This is a genomic window from Achromobacter sp. FW305-C-30-7 (genome assembly GCF_058783105.1).
Window position 1 is genome coordinate 83,360 of record NZ_JBYSYI010000007.1, and the last position, 24,682, is coordinate 108,041.

A 24,682-nucleotide genomic window follows, 5' to 3' on the forward strand; every position below is an offset into this window, starting at 1 on the left:
ATGGTCCACGACGCAGCCCGGTCCCGGCAGGGCGCGGCGTGGCCGCCTGGGTCCGCGCCGCAGCGGTCCGGCCCTTACTGCCGGTTGCGCAAGCGCCGGACGGTCAAAATCGAAGGATGCCTTTTCGCCTCAGCGAGATGCCATCGGTTGAACGATCAGTACTTTGCCAATTGATTCTATTGGCCTTTTCGGCTTCCCGCCAGAGGATCGCCTCTAGGTAAAAAGCACTGCCTCCGGTGGCTCGTATACAAGCGCGGCCAGTTGGCGCTACAGTCAAAAAAGAACGTTCCGCCCGTTTCCCCGCAGCATATTCTGGAGTGCCATCATGAACGCTCAGAAGAAGGCAGCAGCAGAGGACAAGCCGCCGGCGCAAGCCAAGCTTTCGGGAAAGCAGTACGCCGAGGAACTGGCCCGGCTGCACGTGGAACTGGTCAAGGTCCAGGAATGGGTCAGCCAGACCGGCGCCAAGGTCTGCATCATTTTCGAAGGACGCGACGGCGCCGGCAAAGGCGGAACGATCAAGGCGATCACCGAGCGCGTCAGTCCGCGCGTCTTCCGGGTGATCGCCCTGCCTGCCCCCTCGGATCGCGAAAAAACCCAGATGTACATGCAGCGCTACCTGCCCTACCTGCCGGCGGCGGGCGAGGTCGTGATCTTCGACCGCAGCTGGTACAACCGGGCCGGCGTCGAACGGGTCATGGGCTTCTGCACCAAGGATGACGTCAAGATCTTCCTGAAAGGCGTGCCGCTGGTCGAACGGGCCATCGTCGGCTCGGGCATCATCCTGCTCAAGTACTGGCTGGAAGTCAGCGAAGAAGAACAGACCCGCCGGCTGCAGGCCCGCATCACGGATGAGCGCAAGATCTGGAAGCTGACCAGGATGGACCTCGATTCGTACAGCCGCTGGTACGATTATTCGCGCGCCCGCGACGACATGTTCGCGGCCACCGACACCAGCGTGTCGCCCTGGTACGTCGCGCAATCGGACGACAAGAAAAAGGTACGCCTGAATATCATCAGCCACCTGCTCGCCCACATCCCGTACAAGCGCATGCCGCGGCCCAAGGTGAAGCTGCCCAAGCGGCAGAAAGCCGGCGGCTACCGCGATCCGGGGCATCCCTTGCGGATGGTTCCCGCCAAATTCTGAGCGGCGCGCTGCCCTCTCCCGCCCGTCAACACCCAAGGAGAACGATCTTGGCTGCCCTGCTGATCAACCACGTGGAAGAAAGCACCTCCGACGAAGACATCCGGAGCTTTCTCATGAAGTACGGTTTTCCGTCCTTCGACCGCATCCAGCGCGTACCGAGCGAGGGGGAGCGGCCGGCCGTCCTGGTGACGTTCGACGGCACCGGCCCCGAAGACCTGCGCGTGCTGGCGCCCCGCATACACCAGGTGTTCTGGAAGAACCACACGATCGCGGTGCTGGTCATGCGAGAGCCCATTGAATAAAGGGCCGCATCGCGCCGATCCAGATCGTGACCAGATGTGCTTTTTAAGGGTTTCCCCCAGGATTGCGGGTGTCGATTTCCGGTCAACTCGTACGTCGTGTCAGTACGCACAACTTTTTTCAAAGGCGGACTTACCATGACTACCGGAACCGTAACCCTGCATCGCGTCATGCGCGCGCCGGCCGAACGCATCTATCGGGCCTTCCTGGAACCCGACGCGATCGCGCGCTGGCTTCCTCCTTACGGCTACACCTGCCTGGTCCACCAACTGGACGCCAAGGTCGGCGGCATGCACAAGATGTCGTTCCGCAACTTCGGCACCGGCCACAGCCACAACTTCGGCGGCGAGTACCTGGAGCTGGTGCCAAGCCAGAAGATCCGCTACTCCGACCAGTTCGACGATCCAAACCTGCCCGGCCGCATGCAGACCACCGTCACCCTGCGCCAGGTCGCCTGCGGCACGGAGGTAAACATCGTGCAGGAGGGCATACCGGCCGCGATCCCGCCGGAGATGTGCTACCTGGGCTGGCAGGAGTCTCTGGCGCAACTGATGCGGCTGGTCGAACCCGAGATTCCCGAGTGAGCGTCAGCGTGCCGCGAACCGGCTGGCCCGGCTTCACTTCTTTCTTGCGATGAACTGCACCACGCATGCCGGCCCCGTGTGGAACATGCCCTCGACCACGTCGCGCTCGATCTCGCGCGCAAGCAGCACCTGGCAATTCGGGAAGTCCTGCTCCAGGTCCGCGAGCGCCATGAGCATGTCCGCGTCCGGAGGGCCGCCCGTGCCGCGGCCCAGCTGCGCCTTCCGGTATGCCTCCAGCAGGAGGATGCCGCCCGGCTTGAGCGAAAGTTCGGCCAGGCGGTGCACTCTCTTGCGCAAGCCGCTAGGCATGTGGGCGAAGATCGACACGACGGCGCCGAAGGATTCTGGCGGCGGTTCATACTCGGCGAAGTCCGCGGTTTCGGTGCGGATCAGCACGCCCTTCGCGACCGCCAGCCTGCGCGCCTTGGCCAGCCCGACGGCGGAACCGTCCACGCCAAGCACGTCCAGGCCCAGCGAGGCCAGGAACACGGCGTTGCGTCCCTCCCCTTCGGCCACGCTGAGCACCGGCCCGGAAAGCAGGCCCGCGTGCTCTGCCAGGAAGGCGTTCGGCTCGGTCCCATACACGTACTCGTCAACCGCGTAGCGTTCGTCCCACATAGGCTTGCACTCCCTGAATGCTCGTCATGGCCCGCCGCCAGGAAGGGTTCCCGTCCAGTCCGCGCCAGAAAGCAGCCAGTCTTGCACTTCAAGTCGACTTGAGGTCAAGCAGATCACGCGGCCGGATTTCGCCCAATTGCGGGTCTACCGCAACCCCACCATCGAAGGAGACCATACATGGCAGAACAGCCCCTCGCCAAAGCAACGAAAGCCGTCAAGAAAGCCAGCTCGCAACCCGTCCTGCTGTCTGGCGGCAATCCGCAGATCGCCAAGGGCTACGGCGACGCGCCGGTGCAGGCCTACATCGCGGCCATGCCGGGCTGGAAGAGCGGCCTCGGGCGCCGCCTGGACACACTGATCGAGCGCGCCGCGCCCGGCGTGCAGAAAGCCGTCAAGTGGAACTCGCCGCTGTATGGCATGGAAGGCCAAGGCTGGTTCCTGAGCGTTCACTGCTTTACCAAGTACGTGAAGGTGGCGTTCTTCCGCGGCGCAAAGCTGCGGCCCGTGCCGCCTGGGCCGTCCAAAAGCCAGGACACGCGCTATCTCGACATCCGCGAGGACGACGAGCTGGACGAAGCGCAGTTCATGGCCTGGGTGAAGCAGGCCAGCGCGCTCCCCGGCGAGCAGATGTGAAAGCGGCGGCCAGGGCCCTGTCCGCCACGGCCATTGCCGCGGAGCAGAACGCTAACGCCGGACCTGGCGCTTCTTCCCCGCCGCGGCGCGGGGCGTTGCCGCGTCCGACAGCAGGTCCTGCACCAGTTCTATGACCCGCTCCGCGGTTGGGGAAAGCGTGCGGCGCGCGCGATGGATGACGCTGTAGGTCAGCGGGCCGGCGGCGGGATAGGCCAGCGGCAGCGGCTCCAGCACGCCCTGCGCCAGTTCGGCCGCGATGGCCTCGCGCGTGCAGAACAGCACCACGTCGCTGCCCAGCGCCACGTCGCGCAGCGTGGCGACGCTGTCGCATTCGAAGGCGATGGGCAGGTCTTCCGGCCGCGCCACCTGGTACAGCCGGGCCAGGTACTCGCGCGCCCGCAGCGGCAGGTCGGTGGCCGCCAGTCGGTACTGCGCCAGCGCGGCGCGCAGGCGCGGCTTGCCCAGGCCCTGCAGCGGATGGCCGGCGCGGGTGAACAGGCCGCCGTGCTGCGGCGGCAAGGGCCGCACGGTGAAATCGCCGGGCGGCGGCAGACTGTGCGTCACCGCCACGGCCAGATCCAGCTTGTCCTGCTGCAGCTTGTCCAGCAAGCGCTGCCAGCTTTCGATCTCGACGTGCACGCTCAGGCCGGGATGCTCGCGTGCGATGCGCACCAGCAGCGGCGACAGGAAGCCGGCCGCCGGAAACGCCCCCACGCCCAGGTTCACGCGGCCCGTGTCGTGGCCGCGTATCAGTTCGGCTTCGCGCCGCAGGTCGCGGGTTTCTCCCAGGATGCGCTGCGCGCGCTCCAGCACCATGCGGCCAGCCTGCGTCGGCGTCACGCCCGTGGACGCCCGGTCCACCAGCACCAGCCCCAGCGAGTCTTCCAGCGACTGGATGCTGCGCGTCAGCGCGGACTGCGTCAAATGCAGCCGCTGCGCCGCCCGGGAGTAGTGCTTTTCCTCGGCGAGCACGGCGTAGTGCTGGAGCGACCGTATTGTGAGGCTCATGTATTTTTCTCATCAATATTGGGCTAAATATGCATTTGATTACGCGCAAACGCAAGACTACAAACGACTTGCCGCGACGGAGAAAATGCAGCACCGGCCGCCCTGTGGTGAACCTCATTCCAGAGCAATGCAAGACATTGCCTACCCCCAGGAGGAGACAACATGAACCGCAAGTCGTTTTTGAAGTTGTTGGGTAGCGGCGGGGCTGCGATGCTGGGCGCCCTGGCCTGTCTTTCGGCGGCTGCCGCCCCCGTCACCCAGGCGCCGCCCTGGCCCGGCGGCGGCAAACCCATCCGCCTGGTGGTGCCGTTTCCGGCCGGGTCCGGATCGGACGCGCTGGCGCGCATGCTGGCGATGAAGGTCACGCAGCGCACCGGCGCGCCGGTCATCGTCGACAACAAGCCCGGCGCCGGCACCATGATAGGCGCGCAGGAAGTGGCCCGCGCCAACCCCGACGGCTACACCCTGCTCTACACCATCGTCGTCACCCACACGCAGAATCCGCACCTCTACAAGAAGCTGCCCTACGATCCGGTGAAGGACTTCACTCCGGTCATCCAGGTGGTGCGCTCGGCCACCGTGCTGGTCGCCAACAAGGACGCGCCGTTCTCGACCACGGCGCAGATGATCGACTACGCCCGGGCCAATCCGGGCAAGTTGAACTTCGCTTCCTACAGCCCGGGGTCCACCTCGCATCTGAACGGCGAGATCCTGAAGCAGCAGACCGGCATCGACATCGTGCACGTGCCCTACAAGGGCACCGCCGACGCCAGCCGCGCGCTGCTGGCGGGCGAGGTCCAGGTCTATTTCGACGGCACGGCCACCGCCGTGGAGAACGCACGCGCCGGCAAGGTCAAGCTGCTGGGGCCGGCCACCGACCGCCGCCTGAGCGTGCTGCCGGACCTGCCCACCCTGAAGGAGCAAGGCATACCCGGGCTGGACATTGTCGGCTGGCAGGGCATCTTCGGCCCTGGCGACATGCCGCCGGCATTGGCCGAGCGCGTGGCCCAGGTGTTCCGCGAAGCGCTGGACACGCCCGAGGTGACTCAGAGCATCGTGTCGCAGGGCAATGAAGTCAGCGGCGCGGGCCCCAAGGAATTCGCGCAGATCGTCCAGCAGGACAGCGTGCGCTGGGGCGCCGTGATCAAGCGCATCGGCCTGGTCCTCCAGTAACTCCGCGCGTATCGAAAGGAGAGCGCAATGCATGATCTGGTCATACGCGGCGGCACGATCGTCGATGGCTCGGGCCAGCCCCGCTACCAGGCGGACCTGGCCATAGAAGACGGACGCGTGGTCCAGGCCGAAGGCAGGGCCGGCGCCGCGCGCCGCGAGATCCGCGCCGACGGCTGCCTGGTAGCGCCGGGCTGGGTCGACATCCACACCCACTACGACGGCCAGGCCACCTGGGACCCGTACCTCAGCCCTTCCACCTGGCATGGCGTCACCACCGCCATCATGGGCAATTGCGGCGTGGGCTTCGCCCCCGTCAAGCCGGAACGGCGCGAGTGGCTCATCAAGGTTATGGAGGGCGTGGAGGACATCCCCGGCTCGGTGCTGTCCGAAGGCATCCAGTGGGATTGGGAGACCTTTCCCGAATACCTGGATGCGCTGGACCGCCGCCCCAAGGCGCTGGACGTGGGCGCGCAGATCCCGCACAGCGCGGTGCGCGCCTATGTCATGGGCGAGCGCGCCATCCACCACGACGAAGCCTCGCCCGCCGACCTGATCGCCATGCGGGAAGTCGTGCGCGAAGCGCTGGCCGCGGGCGCGGTCGGGTTCTCCACCTCGCGCACCTTCCTGCACAAGTACGACGAGCGCAAGTATCCGCCCGGCACCTTCGCCACCGGCGAAGAGATCACCGCCCTGGGCTCGGTCATGGGAGAAGTCGGCCATGGCGTATTCCAGATGACCGCCAACCATCCCGCCATGGAAGGCGAAATGCCCTGGCTGGAGCAACTGGCGCGCCACAACCGCCTGCCCGTGCTGTTCAACCTGCAGCAGACCGACGGTGCGCCCGACGTCTGGAAGCAGATCGCCGCCAGCCTGGAGCGCGCGCACCGCGAAGGCGTGCCGCTGCTGGCGGGCATCAGCGGACGTCCGCTGGGCATACTGTTTTCCTGGCAGAGCACGCTGCACCCGTTCATCGCGCATCCCAGCTACCAGCCGCTGCATGCCCTGCCGCTGGCGGAGAAATTGGCCCATTTGCGCGACCCGGCCACGCGCAGCCGCATCATGAATGAACAGCGCGGCCTCTTGGACCGCCGCGCCGAAACGCTGTTCAGCAGCTTCCACAAGATCTACCGCCTGGGCAGCAATCCCGACTACGAGCCGCTGCCCGAGGAAAGCGTGGCTGCCATGGCGCAGCGCGACGGCCGCGCACCGCTGGAAATCGTGTACGACCTGATGCTGGAGAACGACGGCCAAGCCATTCTGTACTACCCGTCCTTCAACTATTCGTACGAGAACCTGGATCATCTGCACCAGCTCATGCAGCACCCCAACACCGTCAACAGCCTGTCCGACGGCGGTGCGCATTGCGGCTACATCTGCGACGTGAGCATGCCCACCTTCATGCTCAGCCACTGGACCCGCGACCGCCGCCGCGGCCCGCTGCTGGAGCTGGAACACGTGGTCAAGCGGCAGACGCGCGATACCGCCAGCGTGTACGGGCTGCTGGACCGCGGTCTGCTGCAGCCCGGCTACAAGGCCGACGTCAACATCATCGATCCGGCTGCCGTGCGCGTGCATTGTCCGGAAATGGTGTTCGACCTGCCGGGCGGCGGCCGCCGCCTGATCCAGCGCGCCGACGGCTATGTGGCCACGCTGGTCAACGGCGTGCCCATCTTCGAGGGCGGCGCGGCCACGGGCGCGCTGCCGGGCAAGCTGTTGCGCGGGGTACGCAGCCAGCAGGCATGAAGCACATGGGGCAGGCTTTCCGGCCGACCCTATGTGCCAGCCGGGCGCCAGTCCTCGAGGACTGAGTCCGCGGTCCCGCCACGCCTACACCACGCCGACCCGGATCACCCCGGCGATGGTCTGGGCCGCCTGCTGCAAGGCGGGCACCATGTCGGCCTCCAACCGGTCGCCTTCCACTTCCGGCGCGGCCACCGATATCCCCACCGACAGCAGGCGCGAGCCCGCTTGCGGCACGGGCACGGCCACCGACACCTGGTTGCTGTCCGGATAGTCGAACCGGGTCCACTGCCCCGGCGCCAGGCGCAAACCGCCGGCCAGCGCGCTGGCCGGCGGCAGCACGCTGCCCACGCGCAGATTCATCACCACCAGACGGCGGCGCTCGGCCGGCGCCATGGCGCGGCCGATGATGATCACCCCCTCGGGATTGGCCTCGCCCAGATTGGAAGTTCCTGAATAGGCATCGGCCAGATTCTGCAGGATCTCCTGCACGGCATCCGTGACGCCCAGGCTTTCCATGGCCGCGAACCCCAGTTCGAAGACCTGCGGCGTGAGGCGCCAGCGGCTGTCTTCGCGCGCGGCGTAGCCCTCTTCTTCCAGCGTCTGCAGGAAGCGCAGCACGGTCGCGTGCGGCAGTTCGACGGCGCGCGCCAGCTCGGCCAGCGTGGGCCGGCCGTTGCCGCGGAAGGCCCGCATGATGGATAGACACCGCTGGATCGATCTATTATTCTTCAATCGTTCACCTGATAAACGTATTGATCACTAGGTGAACAATACACATAAACGACGCTCCCGGCAAGACCGGCGAGCCAGGGAAGGAGACATATCAATGAAACGCATCGCACTCGCCTTGGCGGCGGGTCTCGTGTTCTGTACGGGATCCGCCGCGGCGCAAGCAACGTGGCCTGCGCAGCCGGTCAAATGGATCGTGCCCTATCCGCCGGGCGGATCGACGGACATGCTGGCCCGGCTGGTCAGCCACAAGCTCGGTGAGCGGCTGGGCCAGCCCGTCATCGTCGAGAACAAGGCCGGGGCTGGCGGCAACATAGGCACCGATTTCGCCGTCAAACAGCCGGCCGACGGCTACACCATCGTGATGGGCAATATCGGCCCCATCTCGATCAACCCCGCGCTTTATCCGGACCTGCCGTACAAGCCGCAGCGGGACCTGGCGCCCGTCACGATGCTGATGAGCGTGCCCAACCTGCTGGTGGTCAATCCCTCGGTACCGGTGCGCTCGGTGCAGGAACTGATCGCCTACGCCAAAAAGTCGAAAGCGCCGCTGGACTACGCCACGCCCGGCGCGGGCACCTCGCTGCACCTGGCGGGCGAACTGTTCGCCTCGTCCGCGGGCGTGCGCCTGACCCACGTGCCCTACCGCGGCAGCGCGCCGGGCCTGAACGATACGGTGGCGGGCCACGTGCCCATGATGTTCGACAACATGCCCTCGGCGCTGCAACTGGTGAAGGCAGGCAAGCTGCGGGCGCTGGCGATCACCAGCACGGCGCGCTCGCCGCAGCTGCCCGACGTGCCGACCATGGCCGAGGCCGGCCTGCCGGGCTATGAGATCGCCGGCTGGTTCGGCGTGCTGGCGCCGGCCGCCACGCCCAAGCCCATCATCGAGCGCTTGAACAAGGAACTGCTGGCGGTGCTGGCCATGCCCGACGTGCGCGAACAGATAGACGCCATGGGCGGCATCATTTCAGCCGAGGGACCAGCAGACTTCGGCCGCTACATCGCGGCGGAAACCGATAAGTGGGGCGCGTTGGTCAGCAAGGCGCAGATCAAGCTTCAATAAGCAAGGAGACAAGCATGAGCACGTATCGCCATCTGGAAACCCAACCGATAGCTGGCGCACTGGGCGCCGAGATCCGCGGCATCGATCTGTCGCGGCCCTTGTCGGACGATCAATTCGACGACGTGCGCGCCGCGCTGCACGAGCATCTGGTGGTGTTCTTCCGCGACCAGCAGCTGACGCCGCAGCAGCACATCGATTTCAGTTCGCGCTTCGGCGAGCTGCTGGAAGTGCCGTTCGTGCGGGCGCTGGACGGACACCCGACCATCCTGCCCGTGATGAAAGGCAAGTCGGAAACCACCCGGCGCCTGTTCGGCGGCCTGTGGCACACGGACATGAGCTACGCCGAGGAGCCGCCGCTGGGCTCGGCGCTATACGGCCGCGTCATACCGCCCTATGGCGGCGACACCATGTGGGCCAATATGTACCGCGCCTACGACGCCCTGTCGGACAAGCTGAAGCAGATCCTGGACGGGCTGGGCGCGGTGCACAGCGCGGTGCGCTCCTATGGCGCGGGCGGCGCGGTGGTGAACAACGGCGACCCAGCCCACAAGATGGACGTGCGCACCGACGACCGCGCCGCCAGCGAGGTGGTCCACCCCGTGGTGCGCGTGCACCCGGCCACGGGCAAGAAGGCGCTGTATGTGAACGGCACGTACACGCTGCGCTTTGACGGCATGACCCAGGAAGAAAGCGAACCCCTGCTGCAATTCCTGTACCGCCACGCGGCGCGGCCGGAATTCACCTGCCGCTTCCGCTGGACGCCGGGTTCGCTGGCGCTGTGGGACAACCGCTGCACCCAGCACCTGGCGATGAACGACTACGACGGCTTCGACCGCGAGATGCACCGCACCACGATCTCGGGCGACCGGCCGATCGCGGTCGCGCGCTAGGCTATCCGGAATGGCTCAGCGCGGCGGCTTCAGCGGCAAGAGCCGCCGATAGCCTGCCGGCAGCGGCTGGGCGGCGTGCTCTGCGACCGTGCGCGCCAGCCGCTGCGCCAACTCCGGCGGGAACGGCTTGGCGCGCCGCGTTTCCAGGTCCACGTGCAGCGACAACTGCTCCATCGTGGCCGCGACGTATCCGTCGCGCGTCTGCATCAACTCCATCAGGCACAGCAGGCGCTTGTCATCCGCTTCCAGCAGGCGGATGCGCAGTGCCAGCGGATCGCCCGCCAGCACTTCGCGCAGATAGGCCACGTGCACGTTCATCGTGTAGATGCCGCAGCGCGTGGCCTCGGTGTAGTCCAGCCCTACCCCGACCTCGCGCAGCAGCTGGAAGCCGACGCGGTCGAAGATGCCCACGTAATGGGCCGCGTTCATGTGGCCGTACTCGTCGATCCAGGCGGGATCCACGCTCAGGGTCGTGGACGGGAGGGCTGATGTCATGGCTTCCTCGGGGACAGGGTTTCGCTCAACGCATGACATTAGCCGAGGCCGGCCGGCGGATCAACGCCGGCGGCTTCGTACCGGGGAGGAAGCCGTAGGTCGTAAGCCCCACGGGCTGCACGCCATCCTCGCACTAGTTCCTCCCGTCTGGCCGGCGCCGGCCAGATGGCGGATGGAGCGCCAGGCCGCCGGGAAAATGGTCCATCCGCGCCCCGCCATCCAGGCGATAGGCGAACGGCGTCATATACCGCACCCTGGCGGACAGGCGTAAGTAGACAAGTTCGCGTCTTGATTCTCAAGGCGACGCTGCAAACGCGCAGAGGCGCGCGCTCAAGGTCGGGGAACCAAGATGAATATCCTGTTGGCGTTCACGCCATTCATCGTGTTTGTCATCATAGAAAGAACCGTCGGCGTACTGGAAGGACTGGCGGCCGGCACCTTCGTATCCGCCGGGCTGATGCTGCGCGACTGGCTCAGCCCCGAACGGCGCATCAAGATCCTGGAAACCGGCACGCTGCTGCTGTTCATGGGGCTGACCCTGTATGCCCCGATGGTGGACGGCGATTCCTGGACGATCGCGCAGGCGCGCCTGCGGGTCGACGCCGGGATGCTGGTCCTGGTGCTGCTGACCCTGGCGCTGCGCCGGCCATTCACCCTGGAGTACGCGCGGGAAAAAGAACCGGAGTATGTCTGGAAGAACCGCCGCTACGTCCGCATGAACTATGCCGTCGCAATGGCTTGGGCGCTGGCCTTCGCGACCATGGTGGCGGCCGACGCGCTGCTGCTGTACAGGCCGCAACTGCCGCAGGCCATCGCGATCGCCGTAACGGTGGCGGCGCTGGCCGGCGCGATGAAATTCACCGCCTGGTATCCGGACCGGGTGTCGGCGACAACGCTGAGGTAGGCCGCCTCGAATCGGCAGGCCGCGCGATACGCGGGCGTACCGGTATCGGCGCTGAAGCAGCTACTGGAAGTGGTAGCGTTCGCGGTAGCCCACCGGCGACATGCCGCAGTACTTGTTGAAAATATCGCGGAAGGCCTTGGTGTCGTTGTAGCCAACTTCGTACATGACTTCGGCCACGCTCTTGCGCGAGGTTTCCAGCCGCTTCTTGGCGGCTTCCACGCGCACCCGCTGCACATATTCCACGATGCTGTTGCCCGTGGCCTGGCGAAAGCGCCGCTCCAGCGTGCGGCGGCCCATGGCGTGGCGGTCGGCCAGTTCCTCGACGGTGATCTTTTCCGTGTAGCGGCCTTCGATGTAGTCCTGCACCGCGCGCACCACCTCGTCGGCGTGGGACTTCTGCCCCATGAACACCGTAAACGGCAGCTGGCTTTGGCGGCTCCAGTCCAGCTGGAAGTATTTGGCGCACCAGATCGCGGTATCGCGATCGGTGTACTTTTCGATCAGGTGCAGCACCAGATGCGCGGCGGAGAACGCGCCGCCGCTGGTGTAGATGCCGTTGTCGGCCATGACGATGCGGTCGCTGACCCATTGCACGCTGGGAAACAGGCTGGCGTAGAGGTTCTGCGCCACCCAGTGCACCACCGCCTGCTGGCCGTCCAGCACGCCGCCCGCTGCCAACAGCGCGGCGCCCATGCACAGGCTGGCGACTTCGCCGCCCTCGCGATGATGGCGCGACAGCCATTCGATCAGTTCGCGGTTGGACAGCACCGCGTCGGACACCGATCCCAGCAACGGCGGCGCGATGCAGATGTCGATGTCATGGGCATCCGCCAGGACCATGTCGGCCTGCACCGTGATGCGGCCTTGGTCCAGCCGGACTTCGCGGGTCAGGGCCAGGGTGCGCACCGTGAACCGGGGTTCGCGCCCATGCGCGGCCAGGTATTCGTTGGCGACCAGAAAGCCGTGCCTGGCGGTTTCCAGCGAGGCGATGTTCGCCCCCAGGGGCAGCAGGAAAGCGACGTTTTTCATCCTGCAAAGCATACCCCCGCCGGCTGTCGCAATCCACCCTCAAGATTGTCGCAATTGCCTATCGGAAATCGCTGCCGATCTCGATACAGTGACACTTACCGGAATGAGATCCGGGCTGCGCCAGAGGCGGCTTGCGGGCGCCCTGGCGCGGAACAGAACAACGTGGATCCAAGGAGTTACTAATGGAAAAGTATGTAGACGGTTTCCTGCTGCCGGTGCCCAAGGCCAACCTCGAAACCTACCGGAAGATGGCCCAACAGGCGCAGACAGTCTGGCTGGAGTATGGCGCGCTGGATTACCGCGAATGCGTCGCGGAAGATATCGACAAGGAAGGCGCTGGCTCGTTCAGCGCCGCCGCCGGCGCGCGCGAGGGGGAGACGGTGGTGTTCGCGTGGATCACCTACGCCAGCAAGGCGGATCGCGACGAGATCAATGCCAAGGTCATGGCTGACCCCCGCCTTGGGGAAAACTGCTGCGAAGGCGTATTCGACTTCAAACGCATGTGCTGGGGCGGCTTCACCACGCTGGTAGGAAACTGAGGCGATCGGGAATCCTTCCCCGCCCTTTCAAACTGAACATTCTGGAGACCCCCCATGGCAAATCCTGCAAGCAAACCCATCCCCGAAGGCATGCACACGCTCACCCCGCACATCGTGTGCGAAGGCGCGGCGGATGCCATCGACTTCTACAAAAAGGCTTTCAACGCCGAGGAGCTGGCGCGGCTGCCCGGCCCCAACGGCAAGATCATGCATGCCGCCATACGCATCGGCGATTCCGTCATGATGCTGATGGACGACTTCCCCGAATGGGGCAGCCTGGGTCCGAAGGCGCTCAAGGGCACGCCCGTTACGCTGCATCTCTACGTCAATGACGTGGACGCCGCCATGAAACAGGCGGTGGCGGCCGGGGCCCAGGTGACCATGCCCGTGGCGGACATGTTCTGGGGCGACCGCTATGGCCAGGTGGTGGATCCTTGCGGCCACCGCTGGTCCATCGCCACGCACAAGTTCGACCTGACGCCGCAAGAGGTGCAGGAGAACATGGCGAAGATGGGTCCGATGGACGGCTGCGGCGATCCGTCAAAGAAACAGGGTTAAGCGGCCGGCTGCGGATACGGTCCCAGGAAATCCAGCTTGCCGATCTTCACTCCCGCGTGGCGCAGGATGGCGTACGCCGTCGTCACGTGGAAGTAGAAGTTCGGCAGCGCGAACGTCAGCAGATAGTCGTCGCCGCGGAATTCCTGCTTGAAGTCGCCGAACGCCAGCGAAACCTTGCGGCCTTCTGCGCCATCCAGCCTATCCGCCGCCACCTCCTGCAAGTACGCAATGGTGGCGGCGATGCGCTGCTGCAATTGCTCGAAAGTGGTTTCCTCGTCGGGGAATTTGGGCGCTTCCACCCGCGACAGGCGCTGCACGGCGAACTTGGACGCATCGCTGGCGCGCTGAATCTGGCCGCTCAGCGGATACATGTCCGGCGCCAGGCGCGCATTGATGAGCTCGGCCGGATCCATGCCGGCGGCCGCGGCATGATCGGCGGCCTTTTGCAGCAGCGCGGCCAGGACGTTGAGGCCGCGGATGAAGGCAGGCACGCTGGCCTGGTACATGGAAAGAGACATGATGGGGACTCCGGACAAGAACTGGGCGGCCCGCGCGGGACGCGTCGGCGCGCCGGGGAATACGCTGATCTTACCGCCGCGCCCGAGGCCGGGCTCCGGCCCCTTACGCGTTCGAAACCGCGGCGCCCGGACCCTGGCCTATTCCGTCTGGCCGGGGGCCACGCGGCGCTGTCCCTGAAAGAAGCGCCAGATCAACGCCGAGGCATCCGGCCCGCTGCGCGCGTGATACCTCACCGAGGCGTCGCCGCCGCTCCAGGCATGCTCCACCAGCGTAATTTCGCATAGCCGAAGCACTGTCCGGCTGCCGCGCAGCATGTCCACGCGACGGTAGGATTTGTCGGTACCCAGGCCCAGCACGCGCTCGACCGGCACGCTTTCCGGCGGCAGGTCGTTCACGGCACGGAACTGTTCGAACAACTGCCTGGCGTTGCGCGGCGCCACCGTCGGGTCCAGTTGTCCTTGCAGAATCATGGCGGGCATGCCGAGCCGGAACACGGCCGGATCCGCGACCTTTTCCAGCAAGGGCAACAGCGGCTTGAGCGCGCCGCGCCGCATGGTGCCGATGCCGCCGGTGGCGCTGTGGGCGTCGCCGGCCACCGGCCCGGAATGCATGGCCACCGCAGCGATCAGGCGCGGATGCCGCAAGGCTACCAGCGCGGCCATGCCTGCGCCCGCCGACAGGCCTGCGATGTAGATGCGTTCGGGGTCCAAGGCATACTTGGCGCACTCCGCGCGGATCAGCGCGGCGATCAGATCGGCTTCCGCCCCGCCGTGCGCGTCGTCCGGCTGGAACCAGCGCCAGCAGCGCTGCACCTGACGAGCCATGGACTGCTGCGGATACAGCACCATGAAGCCGCCCGCGTCGGCCCATTGATTCATGCGCGAGCCGCGGGCGAACGAGAGCGAGGTCTGCCTGCAGCCGTGCAGCATCACCACCAGCGGCATGCCGGCGCGCGGCGCGGCAGCGGGCGTGTAGCGCGCGAAGGTGAGACGGCGGCCTTGCCCGTCCGAGAATTGCCGGGAGGCTTCCCAGCGGCCCGCCCCCAACGAAGGCGCGGCGGCGCTGCGCGAGGCAGAGGCCGCCGCCGGCTTGGCCGCCTTGCGCTTGGGCGCGCCGCGCTTCTTGGCGGTCTTGGGAACGGCCATGCGCATGGCGGCGCGCTGCAATTTGCCGATCTTCTTCGCGGCCTTGAAAAACAGATTGGTAAAACTGCGCGCCATTGCGAGGCCTCGGCCAGTAAACCTGCGTTTGCTTGCGCGCTGAATGTATCACAGAGTAACTTCCAGACTGCCCTTTTCGCGTGCCGGCGCCCCACCCGATTTGCAGTAGATCAAATGGGCTGCACGCTGCGCGCGGCAAGCCCGCTTGTCGGCTTGAGCCGCCGCGCCAAAGCGCCTAAGGTGTACACCTGAACCAACCAAGACGCATTCATGTTCCCCAACGACAGACCCCAGACTCTGGGCGAGGAAATCGCCAACGCCATCAGCCACGGCGTCGGCGCCGCGGGCGCCCTGGCCTCCGCTCCCATCCTGATCCTGGCCGCCGTGCGCCAGGGCGACGCCGCCTTCATCGCGGGCGCTGCGGTCTTCGCCGCGACGATGTGCCTGCTGTACCTGGCGTCCACCATCTATCACGCGCTGCCCAAGAGCCGCGCCAAGCAGCTGTTCAACGTGCTGGACCATTCCGCCATCTATCTGCTGATCGCGGGCACCTACACGCCCTTCGCCTTGGGCGCCCTGCGCGGGCCCTGGGGCTGGACCCTGTTCGGCCTGGTCTGGGGCATGGCGCTGCTGGGCGTAGGGCTGAAAGCCAGCAAGCGGCTCAACCGTCCCGCCATCTCCACGGGCCTGTATCTGGCGATGGGCTGGCTGGTCATCATCGCGGTCAATCCCCTGATCGAGCGCGTGCCCAGCGGCGGCCTGTGGTGGCTGGTGGCGGGCGGGCTGGCCTACACCGGCGGCGTGGTGTTCTTCGTGCTCGACAACCGCTGGCGCTACAGCCATTTCATCTGGCATCTGTTCGTGCTCGCAGGCACGGCCTGCCACTTCTTCGCCGTGCTCTGGTACGCGGCCTGAGCGCCGCCCCGCAACGCTCAGCCGCGGCCCGGTCCGCCCGGCTGCGGCATGGCCAGCAGTCCGCGCTTCATCAGCGCCTTCATGCCGGGCACCAACAGCCCGCCGCCGAACAGCAGATCGCGCCATAGCCCCGGCCCCGACGCCTGGAAGCAAGGCGTCAAGGCGCGGCTGAGCGTCTGGTACATGCGCGAAGGCAGCAGCCGGCTGCGGGCGTAGCGCGCCGGCCCGGCGACCGCGCCATGCTGCGCCAGGTTCCGCGCCAGCGCCAACGCATCCAGCACTGCCAGGGTCGTTCCCAGGCCCAGTTGCGGGCTCATCGCGTGGCCCGCGTCTCCCACGGCGCAATACGGACCCGCGGCCAATCCGCGCGGCCAGGTATGGCGGTAGGTAGCCACCGCCAGATCGTCGTGCCGCGTGATCTGGTCCACCACCGGCGCGGCCTCGGGCCACAGGGACAGCATGCGCTCCTTCCAGGCGCCGATGGGCGCGGCGCGCCAGGCCGGCAAGGCATCGTGGCGGATGCTCCAGAACAGCGACAGCCGCACACCCCGCGGACCGATCTCGGTGGGCAGCAGGCCCATCATTTCGCGGGTGCCGCGAAAGCGCTGCAATAGCTGTGTGGCGCCAGCCCAATCGGGCGTCCAGAACTGGCCCCACAACGCGCCCCACGCGTAGACGCGCGAACTCGCCGCCAGCCCGACCTGCTCGCGCAGCGCGGAGGCGGCGCCGTCGGCCACCACGAACACATCGAAGCTGGACTCGGCCCGGGCTTCGCCCGTGCCGTGCGTCACGTGCGCCCTGCCCTCGCGGGTCGCAAGCGTCTCGACCGGACAGCCGAACGAGAACTCGGCGCCCGCGCGCCGCGCCGCCTCGAACAGCACCCCGCCCAACGCCGCCCGCGTCACCGCCCGCGCGCCGTCGCCCACGTAATCGATGTCCACGACCCGCCAGCCGCGATGCGACAGGCCCAGCAGGCGGTCGATCGGCGCGCCCACGTTCAGCGCCGCCACGTCCACGCCCAGCGATTTGAGCGCGCGCACGCCAGGCGGCTGCAGCAGCAGCCCGGCGCCCAGCGTGGTGAACCCTTGGTGCTTTTCGAAGACGCGCACCTGATGGCCGGCTTGCGCCAGCGCCAGCGCGGCGGCCAGTCCGGCGCTGCCCGCGCCGGCGATGCCGATGGATAGCGGCGATTGCGTAGTAGTCATGGAGTGGCCTAGCCCGGCTGCCCGAAGGGGCTGCCGCGGGAGCCGGCATAGTACCAACTGCCCTCACGCTTCGCGCAGGTACTCCGTGGGCGGCCGGCCCAACACCCGCCGGAACATCGTCGAGAACGCCGCCGGACTCTGGTAGCCGAAATCCAGCGCGATGGCGGTGACCGGATCGCCCGCGGCCAGCCGCGTCAAGGCCAGCACCACGCAGGCGCGCTGACGCCATTCCGAAAACGCCATGCCCGTCTGCTGGCGGAAATGGCGGCTGAATGTGCGCGGGCTCATATGCAATCGTTCGGCCCAGGTTTGCGGCGCGGCGCGCGCGTCTGGCGCGGCGATGAAGGCCCTGCACAAGGGCGCCAGGCGCTTGTCGCGCGGCAGCGGGATATGCAGCGGCAGCACCGGCGCGCGCTCGACCTCATGCAGCAGCAGGGCCGCCAGCGCGCCGTCGCGCCCCGCCAGGTCGTACTCGGCCGGCATGTCCACCGCGTCCAGCAGCAGCTGCCGCAACAACGGCGACACCTCGATCACCTCGCACGCGCCGCGGTCCGCGCGCGCCGCCCCGGGCTCGATGTAGGCGCTGCGGGTGCTGACATCCAGCATGCGGACCTGGTGCGTCACGCCCGCCGGGATCCACACCGCGCGCTGCGGCGGCACTACCCAGGTGCCATCGCGCGTGACAACATGCATGACGCCGGTGGCGCCGTAAAGCAGTTGGGCGCGGCGATGCGCATGGGCTGGCAGCAGCCGGCCAGGCGGATAGTCGTTGCCGATGGCGACGACGACGCGGTCCAGATGATCGTAGCGGTCGATGTGGGTATTGCGCATAGCCTGGGAAGCCGCCTGCGCGGCGACGCGTCGATTGGCCGAAACTCGAACATTATTGTCTCATCCTCGAAAGCGGGCCACGGCCCGCAGCCGTATCGTGACTGCTTTCCCTGGAAGGACGCAGCATGCTTTATCTGATTCTGGCCCTGTTCGGCTGCTTGAGCGGCGTGACCACCGTGCTGTTCGGTTTCGGCGGCGGTTTCGTCGTGGTGCCCGTGCTGTACGCGGTGCTGACGTCCGCGCACGGGGCGCACGACGCCATCGGCCTGGCGGCCATGCACATCGCGGTGGCCACGTCCACCTGCGTCATGATCGTGAATTCGATCGCGGCTACGCGCAAGCACCAGCGCGCCGGCAACATCCTGCGCGCCTATGTGTGGCCCCTGGCCGGCTTCATCGCCGTGGGCGCGGCGTTGGGCGCGCTGGCCGCCACCCGCGCCAGCGGCGATCTGGTGCGCTATGCCTTCATCGCCTACCTGGGCGTGACCATCCTGGACTGCCTCTTGCGCCAGGGCTTCATGGCGCAGGGGGACGAGCAGCCCCGTCCGCTGGGCCACGGCGTGCTGGTGGGCGGCGGCCTGGCCATCGGCGTGGTCGCTGCCTTCCTGGGGGTGGGCGGCAGCGTCATGACCGTGCCGCTGCTGCGGCGCCGCGGCCTGCCCATGGCCAAGGCGGCGGCGATGGCCAATCCGCTGACGCTGCCCGTGGCGGTGGTGGGAACGCTGGCCTACATGGCGGCAGCCGGCGGCCTGGCCGCGCCCCTGGCGCCGTGGGTCGTGGGCTATGTGGATCTGCTGGCCTTCGCCGCATTGGCGCTGGGCTCGTTGGCCGGCATCCGCCTGGCCGCGCCGCTGATCCCGCGCATCCCGGACCATCTGCACGCCCGGGTCTATGTGCTGCTGCTGGCGCTGGTGATGCTGAGCATGCTGCTCATCTAGGACCCGTCCCGCAAAAACCTAAGGAAACATCGCGGCCAGCAGCGACTACGAAACCGCGCAAAACGTTTCCGCCGCGCCCTTGGGGGGCTCCCTCCCAGGGCGCTTGCGCATCCCGTGGCCTGCCGACACAGGAAAACACATCGCGAAACTTGCCCCGAGGCGGGCCGGGTTGTCATCATGGCCCGACATTCAACCGGAACAAGGAGGTTTCATGCAGCGTTCCACTTATGCATTCCTGTCCGCCGCCGTGCTGGCGACGGCGCTGTCCGGTGCTCCCGCCCTTGCGCAGCAAGCCAGCCAGGCCCAAGGCCAGACCCAGGCCCAGCCGCGCATGGCGCCCCCGCCCGCGATCCAGCCGACCGACCAGCAACTGCAGCGTTTCGCTTCGGCATCGCAGAAGATTTCCGGCGTCGTCGACGAATACCGCCCCAAGGTCGACGCCGCCAAGACGGATCAGGCCAAGCAGAAGGTCGTTGAGGAAGCCGACGCCAAGATGGTGAAGCTGGTGCAGGCCGACGGCCTGAGCGTCGAGGAATTCAACGGCATCGGCCAGGCCATACAGCAGGACCCCCAGCTCAAGCAACGCTTGATGAGCATGGGCAAGGGCGCCCCCGCCGCGAAGTAAGGCTCTCCGAGAGCTAGCCCTGGCGCCATCCGTCCTACTCTGGACGGGTGGCGTTTTTTTGTTTTCCGGTTGCCGTCCTGCCCTGCTTCACCCTGCCCGCCGCGGCCTTGAGCAGGCGCTGGAAAGTCGGGCATTGCGCATGGTTGGGGGCCGGACATACCGCGGCATGGCGCAAGCCCTGGCTCATGGCCCGCAAGCGCTTGATGGTCGCGTCGATGCTGTCGGCCTTGTCCAGCAACAACTGCCGGTCCACCTGCGGCGCTCCCTCGGGGGTGAGCATGGCCTGGATCTCGTCCAGCGACAGGCCGCCGGCCTGCCCCAGCGCAATCAGCGCCAGTTGATCCAGCACGCCGGGCGCAAAGCGCCGACGCTCGCCGGCGGCGCTGACCGCCGCGATCAAGCCCTTATTTTCATAGAACCGCAGCGTGGAGGCCGGCAGGCCCGTGCGCCGGACCACTTCCGAAATATCCATGGCGCTCTCCTTGACTTGAAGTTGACTTCAACTTTTATCATGCCCGCATACGATGATTTCATCAATGCAAGGACCGGACATGATATCGATGGAAATAGCGGCAAAAGTAGTTTTGATCGGAATCGGCGCGACCGTCGTGATGGACCTGTGGGCCATGCTCCAGAAGGCCCTGGGCATGCCCACGCTGGGCTACGCGATGGTTGGCCGCTGGGTGGGCCACTTGTGCCGGGGAACATACGCGCACGCCAATATCGGCCGGGCCGAGACCATACCCGGCGAATCACCCCTGGGGTGGACGATCCACTACGCCGTGGGCCTCGCTTTCGCCGCGCTGCTTATCGGCGTCCAGGGCGCGGCGTGGCTGCGCGATCCCACCTGGCTGCCTGCCGTGGCCGTGGGCCTGGCGACCGTCGTCATGCCCTTCTTCCTGATGCAGCCCGCCATGGGCGCAGGCATCGCCGCATCCCGCACGCCTACGCCCTGGAAGAACCGCCTGCGCAGCCTGGTGACGCATGCGGTGTTCGGGTACGGCCTTTATCTGTCCGCCGCCTTGCTCAAGCTGGTGTGGGACTGACGCCTTCCCGGCATGCTCCAGGCCGAGCCATCTAAGATGGAGCCGAGCAGGAATCCCCTGAACGACCCAGACCCGGAGGAATTTTGACCTTGACCGCAAAACCCGCTGACGAACTGACGATCCGCCGCGCGAGCGTGGAGGATGCTCCCGCCGTATTGCAGATCTTCGACGAGGTGATTGCCTGGTTCGTCGGCATGGGCAACGAGGGCCAATGGGGAAGCGAGCCCTGGTCGGCGTTGCCGCAGCGTATCGCGCGAGTGACGGAGTCCTGCGCGCTGCCCGGGGCCTGGGTGGCCGAGGGGCCGGGAGGCGGCATCCATGGCGCGCTGGTACTGGGCGACGCCATGCCCTACGTGCCCGCGGCAACCGGCCCGGAAGTCTACGTGAGACTGCTCGTCGCCTCCCGGGATGCGCGGGCGCGCGGCATCGGCAGACGCCTGCTGGCCTTTGCCGATGATCAGGCGCGGACCGCCGGGGTGGACCGCCTGCGCGTGGACTGCTACGGCGGCGGCAGCGAAGCCCTGGTGCGCTTTTATGAATCCTGCGGCTACGCCCGGATCTCGACCTTCGACGTAAACGGTTGGCCCGGCCAATTGTTGGGCCGCAAACTTGGGTAGACCCTGAATGACTGCAATTCCAGACGCTTTCCTCGCGCACTACTTCGATCGCATCGGCTATCACGGCTCCGTCGAGCCCACGCTGGACGCGCTGCGGCAACTCCATCTGCTGCATCCGCAAGCCATCCCGTTTGAAAACCTGGCGCCGTATACCGGCCAACGCGTTCCACTGGACCTGGACGCCCTTGTTGAAAAGATGATCGCGCGGCGGCGCGGCGGATACTGCTTCGAGCACAACACGCTGCTGCTTGCCGTACTGCGACAGATGGGCTTTCACGTCACCCCGCTGATCGCGCGGGTGCGTTGGCAGGTGCCCGCGGAAATCCACACGGGGCTGACCCATATGCTGTTGCGCGTGGAACTGGAGGGCCGCAGCTGGTTCGCCGACGTAGCCTTCGGATCCACTACGCAGACCGCCCCTCTGGAATTCCTGCCCGGTATCGCTCAAACCACTCCCCACGGCGTGTTCCGCATCGCCCTGGCGGGAGATGAGCTGAGCCTGGAGTTCCAGACGTCCGCCGGCTGGCAGACGGTATATCGCTACACGCTGGAACCCGCGGCCGACGTGGATTTTGAAATCGGCAACTGGTACACCTCGACCCATCCCCAGTCGGTGTTCCTGAACAGCCTGCTCATCAGCCGCACCCAGCCCGGCGCCCGCGAACTGATGGTGAACGATACCTACACCCGCCGCGACAACGACGGCAGCCTGCAGAAGCATCAATATGCCGACGCGTCGGCGTGGGCAGCATGCCTGCGGCAACGCTTCGACCTCGATCTTGGCCTCGATGAAGCCGTCAGCCTGTTCCGGCGTGTCGCGGCGCACAGCGCTGAAGCGGGCGTCGCCGAACTCGCTCCAGGCTGACCCTGCCGAACGGCCAGCGCGCGCGTTGTCGGGCGCCAGTCAGCCTTGCTGCCTGCGCAACCGGTTATCCTGTTCCGGATTCCCTCACCGACACGTAGAAGGAGCGCAGTATCTTGACCCCGGAACTCACCCTCTATGACCTGGCCGGCGCCGATGCCTCGCTGCGCTTCAGCCCGCATTGCTGGAAAACCCACATGGCCCTGGCCCACAAGGGCCTGAGCGCGACCACGGTGCCCTGGCGCTTCACGGAAAAGGAAGCGATCGACTTTTCCGGCCAGAAGCTGGTGCCGGTGCTGGTCAACGGCACGCATGTGGTCAGCGATTCCTGGCAGATCGCCTGCTATCTGGAAGACACCTTCCCCGAGCGGCCCTCGCTGTTCGGCGGCGCCAGCGGCCGCGCGCTGAGCCTGTTCGCGAATTCATGGGCCGACACCACGCTGGTGCCGACGCTGGCGCGGCTGCTGCTGCCCAGCATCCACGGCCTGATCCATGAAAAAGACCGGGACTATTTCCGCGCCACGCGGGAAAAGCGCTTCGGCAAGCTGGAAGACCTGCCCGCGGGCTACGAGGATCAGGTTGCCGCCTTGCGTGCCGCGCTGCTGCCCTTGCGGCAGATGCTGGGCAAGCAGCCCTATCTGGCGGGCGAGCAGCCGGCCTATGCCGACTATGCCGTGTTCGGCATGTTCATGTGGGCGCGCTGCACCAGCGTGCTGGAACTGCTGGCCGGGGACGACCCAGTCCATGCCTGGCGCGAGCGGCTGCTCGACGCCTACGGCGGCCTGGCGCGCCGCGCGCCGACGGCGCAATCCTGAGGCGCCTGCCCCGCGTTGGCGGGCGTCAGGTCTTCAGCCGGTAGCCGGTCTTGAAGATCCAGCGCACGCCGACCAGGCAGGCCAGCAGGAACACCAGCGTCATGCCCACGCTGACGCCGACGCTGACGTCCGACACGCCATAAAAGGCCCAGCGGAAGCCGCTGACCAGGTAGACCACCGGGTTGAACAGAGTGGCGGTCTGCCAGAACGGCGGCAGCATCTTGATCGAATAGAAGGTGCCGCCCAGGAAGGTCAGCGGCGTGATGATCATCAGCGGGATGATCTGCAGCTTCTCGAAGCCGTCGGCCCAGATGCCGATGATGAAGCCGAACAGGCTGAAGGTGACGGCCGTCAGCACCAGGAAGCCCAGCATCCAGAACGGATGCGCGACCTCGAACGACACGAACAGGCGCGCCGTGGCCAGCATGATCAGCCCCAGGATGATGGACTTGCTGGCGGCCGCCCCGACATAGCCCATGACGATCTCCACGTAGGAGATGGGCGCCGAGTGGATTTCGTAGATGGTGCCCGAGAACCTGGGCATGTAGATGCCGAAGGACGCGTTGGCGATGCTTTGCGTCAGCAGCGACAGCATGATCATGCCGGGCACGATGAAGGCCCCGTAGCTCACGCCGTCGATCTCGACCATGTGCGAGCCGATGGCGGAGCCGAACACCACGAAGTACAGCGAGGTGGAGATCACGGGCGACAGCACGCTTTGCATCAGCGTGCGCCAGGCGCGGGCCATTTCAAACAGGTAGATAGCGCGGATGGCGTAGAAGTTCATGATTGACCGTGCACCAGGCTGACAAAGATATCCTCGAGCGAGCTTTCCGACGAATTCAGGTCGGTGAATTCGATCTCCAGCCGGGCGAGTTCGTGCAGCAGCCGGGAGATTTCCCCGCCGCCCTGGTTATCGTAGGTGTAGACCAGCTTGTGGCCGTTATCGGACAGGTCCAGCTGGAAGGCGTCCAGCGCCGTGGGGATGCCGGGCAGCGGCGCCTTCAGGGTCAGCGCCAGCTGGCGCTTGCCCAGCTTGGCCATCAGCGCGTGCTTTTCCTCGACCAGGATGATCTCGCCCTTGCGGATCACGCCGATGCGGTCGGCCATTTCCTGGGCTTCCTCGATGTAGTGCGTGGTCAGGATGATGGTGACGCCGCTTTCGCGCAGCTGCCGCACCATTTCCCACATGCCGCGCCGCAGTTCGACGTCCACCCCCGCGGTGGGTTCATCCAGGAACAGGATGGCGGGTTCGTGCGACAGCGCCTTGGCGATCATGACGCGGCGTTTCATGCCGCCGGACAGCGCCATGATGCGGCTGTCCTTCTTGTCCCACAGGGACAGGTCGCGCAGCACTTTCTCGACGTAGGCGTGGTCCGCCGGCTTGCCGAACAGGCCGCGGCTGAAGTTGACCGTGTTCCAGACGCTTTCGAACGCGTCGGTCGAGATCTCTTGCGGCACCAGGCCGATCTTGGCGCGGGCCGCCCGGAATTCCGAGACGATGTCGTGGCCGTCGGCCAGCACGCGGCCGGCGGTGGGATTGACGATGCCGCAGATGATGCTGATCAGCGTGGTCTTGCCCGCGCCGTTGGGCCCGAGCAGGGCGAAGATCTCGCCGCGCCGGATGTCCAGGTTCACGCTCTTGAGCGCCTGGAATCCGGATGCGTACCGTTTGGATAGATCCTGAACTGAAATGACCGGCTGCACACGCGCCCCCGACTGGATGGATAGCC

Annotated in this window: 30 protein-coding genes; 18 read left to right on the forward strand and 12 right to left on the reverse strand. The window is 66.6% G+C overall.

Features of this window, described 5'->3' with window-relative positions:
• The first annotated feature begins 325 nt into the window (after window positions 1-325).
• From ppk2 to AC3WOB_RS22310, 3 genes are all read left to right on the forward strand, one after another.
• The gene (gene ppk2, locus AC3WOB_RS22300; protein WP_013394948.1) at window positions 326-1,147 is read left to right on the forward strand and encodes a polyphosphate kinase 2; all 822 of its coding nucleotides are present in this window, start codon (window positions 326-328) and stop codon (window positions 1,145-1,147) included.
• Window positions 1,148-1,194: 47 nt separating this feature from the next.
• Complete coding sequence (locus tag AC3WOB_RS22305) at window positions 1,195-1,449, forward strand: hypothetical protein (protein ID WP_013394949.1); 255 nt, start codon at window positions 1,195-1,197, stop codon at window positions 1,447-1,449.
• 135 nt (window positions 1,450-1,584) lie between these two features.
• Window positions 1,585-2,031, forward strand: coding sequence for an SRPBCC family protein (locus AC3WOB_RS22310; RefSeq protein ID WP_492276221.1), 447 nt, complete (start codon window positions 1,585-1,587; stop codon window positions 2,029-2,031).
• Between the two features lie 33 nt (window positions 2,032-2,064).
• Here the strand turns inward: AC3WOB_RS22310 and AC3WOB_RS22315 are convergent, their stop codons facing one another.
• The gene (locus tag AC3WOB_RS22315; RefSeq protein WP_492276222.1) at window positions 2,065-2,649 is read right to left on the reverse strand and encodes an SAM-dependent methyltransferase; all 585 of its coding nucleotides are present in this window, start codon (window positions 2,647-2,649) and stop codon (window positions 2,065-2,067) included.
• Between the two features lie 177 nt (window positions 2,650-2,826).
• On the opposite strand from AC3WOB_RS22315, the gene AC3WOB_RS22320 reads away from it, so the two are divergent.
• Entirely contained in the window at window positions 2,827-3,282 is a 456-nt protein-coding gene (locus AC3WOB_RS22320) for a DUF1801 domain-containing protein (protein WP_492276223.1), read from the forward strand.
• A gap of 51 nt (window positions 3,283-3,333) precedes the next feature.
• Here the strand turns inward: AC3WOB_RS22320 and AC3WOB_RS22325 are convergent, their stop codons facing one another.
• Window positions 3,334-4,290 (reverse strand): LysR family transcriptional regulator, encoded by a 957-nt coding sequence (locus AC3WOB_RS22325; protein ID WP_492276224.1) that lies wholly within the window; start codon window positions 4,288-4,290, stop codon window positions 3,334-3,336.
• Between the two features lie 162 nt (window positions 4,291-4,452).
• Here AC3WOB_RS22325 and AC3WOB_RS22330 point away from each other — a divergent pair, with 162 nt between their 5' ends.
• Both AC3WOB_RS22330 and AC3WOB_RS22335 read left to right on the forward strand, forming a co-directional pair.
• Window positions 4,453-5,463, forward strand: coding sequence for a Bug family tripartite tricarboxylate transporter substrate binding protein (locus AC3WOB_RS22330; RefSeq protein ID WP_207469293.1), 1,011 nt, complete (start codon window positions 4,453-4,455; stop codon window positions 5,461-5,463).
• Between the two features lie 27 nt (window positions 5,464-5,490).
• The gene (locus AC3WOB_RS22335) at window positions 5,491-7,206 is read left to right on the forward strand and encodes an N-acyl-D-amino-acid deacylase family protein (RefSeq protein WP_492276225.1); all 1,716 of its coding nucleotides are present in this window, start codon (window positions 5,491-5,493) and stop codon (window positions 7,204-7,206) included.
• Window positions 7,207-7,290: 84 nt separating this feature from the next.
• Here AC3WOB_RS22335 and AC3WOB_RS22340 read toward each other — a convergent pair whose 3' ends face one another.
• Window positions 7,291-7,938 carry an IclR family transcriptional regulator gene (locus AC3WOB_RS22340; RefSeq protein WP_041654055.1) on the reverse strand — a complete coding sequence of 216 codons (648 nt, stop codon included), beginning with the start codon at window positions 7,936-7,938 and terminating at the stop codon, window positions 7,291-7,293.
• 94 nt (window positions 7,939-8,032) lie between these two features.
• Between AC3WOB_RS22340 and AC3WOB_RS22345 the strand changes: the two genes are divergently transcribed.
• Together AC3WOB_RS22345 and AC3WOB_RS22350 are read left to right on the forward strand one after the other, a co-directional pair.
• Entirely contained in the window at window positions 8,033-9,001 is a 969-nt protein-coding gene (locus AC3WOB_RS22345) for a Bug family tripartite tricarboxylate transporter substrate binding protein (protein ID WP_013394957.1), read from the forward strand.
• Window positions 9,002-9,015: 14 nt separating this feature from the next.
• A complete protein-coding gene (locus tag AC3WOB_RS22350) occupies window positions 9,016-9,891 on the forward strand; it encodes a TauD/TfdA dioxygenase family protein (protein WP_013394958.1) in 876 nt (291 codons plus the stop codon).
• A 15-nt stretch (window positions 9,892-9,906) separates the two neighbouring features.
• On the opposite strand, the gene AC3WOB_RS22355 is transcribed toward AC3WOB_RS22350, so the two are convergent.
• Entirely contained in the window at window positions 9,907-10,386 is a 480-nt protein-coding gene (locus AC3WOB_RS22355) for a thioesterase family protein (protein WP_041654058.1), read from the reverse strand.
• A gap of 349 nt (window positions 10,387-10,735) precedes the next feature.
• On the opposite strand from AC3WOB_RS22355, the gene AC3WOB_RS22360 reads away from it, so the two are divergent.
• Window positions 10,736-11,290: a hypothetical protein gene (locus AC3WOB_RS22360; protein ID WP_492276226.1), complete on the forward strand. Its 555-nt coding sequence runs from the start codon at window positions 10,736-10,738 to the stop codon at window positions 11,288-11,290.
• 60 nt (window positions 11,291-11,350) lie between these two features.
• On the opposite strand, the gene AC3WOB_RS22365 is transcribed toward AC3WOB_RS22360, so the two are convergent.
• Window positions 11,351-12,331 (reverse strand): GlxA family transcriptional regulator, encoded by a 981-nt coding sequence (locus AC3WOB_RS22365; protein ID WP_041654061.1) that lies wholly within the window; start codon window positions 12,329-12,331, stop codon window positions 11,351-11,353.
• Window positions 12,332-12,501: 170 nt separating this feature from the next.
• Here AC3WOB_RS22365 and AC3WOB_RS22370 point away from each other — a divergent pair, with 170 nt between their 5' ends.
• Complete coding sequence (locus AC3WOB_RS22370) at window positions 12,502-12,858, forward strand: DUF1428 domain-containing protein (RefSeq protein WP_013394962.1); 357 nt, start codon at window positions 12,502-12,504, stop codon at window positions 12,856-12,858.
• 54 nt (window positions 12,859-12,912) lie between these two features.
• Window positions 12,913-13,416 (forward strand): VOC family protein, encoded by a 504-nt coding sequence (locus tag AC3WOB_RS22375; RefSeq protein ID WP_013394963.1) that lies wholly within the window; start codon window positions 12,913-12,915, stop codon window positions 13,414-13,416.
• Here the strand turns inward: AC3WOB_RS22375 and AC3WOB_RS22380 are convergent.
• Together AC3WOB_RS22380 and AC3WOB_RS22385 are read right to left on the reverse strand one after the other, a co-directional pair.
• Complete coding sequence (locus AC3WOB_RS22380; protein WP_492276227.1) at window positions 13,413-13,934, reverse strand: DUF1993 domain-containing protein; 522 nt, start codon at window positions 13,932-13,934, stop codon at window positions 13,413-13,415. The two genes, AC3WOB_RS22375 and AC3WOB_RS22380, sit on opposite strands and share 4 nt — an antisense overlap.
• Window positions 13,935-14,072: 138 nt before the next feature.
• Window positions 14,073-15,155, reverse strand: a complete 1,083-nt coding sequence (locus AC3WOB_RS22385; protein ID WP_492276228.1) for an extracellular catalytic domain type 1 short-chain-length polyhydroxyalkanoate depolymerase — start codon at window positions 15,153-15,155, stop codon at window positions 14,073-14,075.
• Window positions 15,156-15,365: 210 nt separating this feature from the next.
• Here AC3WOB_RS22385 and trhA point away from each other — a divergent pair, with 210 nt between their 5' ends.
• The gene (trhA, locus tag AC3WOB_RS22390) at window positions 15,366-16,010 is read left to right on the forward strand and encodes a PAQR family membrane homeostasis protein TrhA (RefSeq protein ID WP_013394966.1); all 645 of its coding nucleotides are present in this window, start codon (window positions 15,366-15,368) and stop codon (window positions 16,008-16,010) included.
• A gap of 17 nt (window positions 16,011-16,027) precedes the next feature.
• Here the strand turns inward: trhA and AC3WOB_RS22395 are convergent, their stop codons facing one another.
• Both AC3WOB_RS22395 and AC3WOB_RS22400 read right to left on the reverse strand, forming a co-directional pair.
• Window positions 16,028-17,215, reverse strand: a complete 1,188-nt coding sequence (locus tag AC3WOB_RS22395; protein WP_492276229.1) for an FAD-dependent oxidoreductase — start codon at window positions 17,213-17,215, stop codon at window positions 16,028-16,030.
• A gap of 63 nt (window positions 17,216-17,278) precedes the next feature.
• Window positions 17,279-18,046 carry an AraC family transcriptional regulator gene (locus AC3WOB_RS22400; protein ID WP_492276230.1) on the reverse strand — a complete coding sequence of 256 codons (768 nt, stop codon included), beginning with the start codon at window positions 18,044-18,046 and terminating at the stop codon, window positions 17,279-17,281.
• Window positions 18,047-18,171: 125 nt separating this feature from the next.
• Between AC3WOB_RS22400 and AC3WOB_RS22405 the strand changes: the two genes are divergently transcribed.
• Window positions 18,172-18,984 (forward strand): sulfite exporter TauE/SafE family protein, encoded by an 813-nt coding sequence (locus AC3WOB_RS22405; RefSeq protein ID WP_013394969.1) that lies wholly within the window; start codon window positions 18,172-18,174, stop codon window positions 18,982-18,984.
• A gap of 211 nt (window positions 18,985-19,195) precedes the next feature.
• A complete protein-coding gene (locus tag AC3WOB_RS22410; protein WP_013394970.1) occupies window positions 19,196-19,609 on the forward strand; it encodes a DUF4168 domain-containing protein in 414 nt (137 codons plus the stop codon).
• A 34-nt stretch (window positions 19,610-19,643) separates the two neighbouring features.
• On the opposite strand, the gene AC3WOB_RS22415 is transcribed toward AC3WOB_RS22410, so the two are convergent.
• Entirely contained in the window at window positions 19,644-20,081 is a 438-nt protein-coding gene (locus tag AC3WOB_RS22415) for a helix-turn-helix domain-containing protein (protein WP_013394971.1), read from the reverse strand.
• A 79-nt stretch (window positions 20,082-20,160) separates the two neighbouring features.
• On the opposite strand from AC3WOB_RS22415, the gene AC3WOB_RS22420 reads away from it, so the two are divergent.
• The 4 genes from AC3WOB_RS22420 (at window position 20,161) to AC3WOB_RS22435 (ending at window position 22,949) form a co-directional block, all read left to right on the forward strand.
• Complete coding sequence (locus AC3WOB_RS22420) at window positions 20,161-20,655, forward strand: DUF2938 domain-containing protein (RefSeq protein ID WP_492276231.1); 495 nt, start codon at window positions 20,161-20,163, stop codon at window positions 20,653-20,655.
• Between the two features lie 89 nt (window positions 20,656-20,744).
• Window positions 20,745-21,272 carry a GNAT family N-acetyltransferase gene (locus AC3WOB_RS22425; protein ID WP_013394973.1) on the forward strand — a complete coding sequence of 176 codons (528 nt, stop codon included), beginning with the start codon at window positions 20,745-20,747 and terminating at the stop codon, window positions 21,270-21,272.
• A gap of 16 nt (window positions 21,273-21,288) precedes the next feature.
• Entirely contained in the window at window positions 21,289-22,137 is an 849-nt protein-coding gene (locus AC3WOB_RS22430; RefSeq protein ID WP_492276323.1) for an arylamine N-acetyltransferase family protein, read from the forward strand.
• 113 nt (window positions 22,138-22,250) lie between these two features.
• The gene (locus tag AC3WOB_RS22435; protein ID WP_492276232.1) at window positions 22,251-22,949 is read left to right on the forward strand and encodes a glutathione S-transferase family protein; all 699 of its coding nucleotides are present in this window, start codon (window positions 22,251-22,253) and stop codon (window positions 22,947-22,949) included.
• A gap of 25 nt (window positions 22,950-22,974) precedes the next feature.
• Here AC3WOB_RS22435 and AC3WOB_RS22440 read toward each other — a convergent pair whose 3' ends face one another.
• Window positions 22,975-23,736, reverse strand: coding sequence for an ABC transporter permease (locus AC3WOB_RS22440; RefSeq protein WP_207469266.1), 762 nt, complete (start codon window positions 23,734-23,736; stop codon window positions 22,975-22,977).
• Window positions 23,733-24,656, reverse strand: coding sequence for an ABC transporter ATP-binding protein (locus AC3WOB_RS22445; protein WP_013394977.1), 924 nt, complete (start codon window positions 24,654-24,656; stop codon window positions 23,733-23,735). Before AC3WOB_RS22445 ends, AC3WOB_RS22440 begins: the two co-directional genes overlap by 4 nt.
• Between the last annotated feature and the right edge of the window lie 26 nt (window positions 24,657-24,682).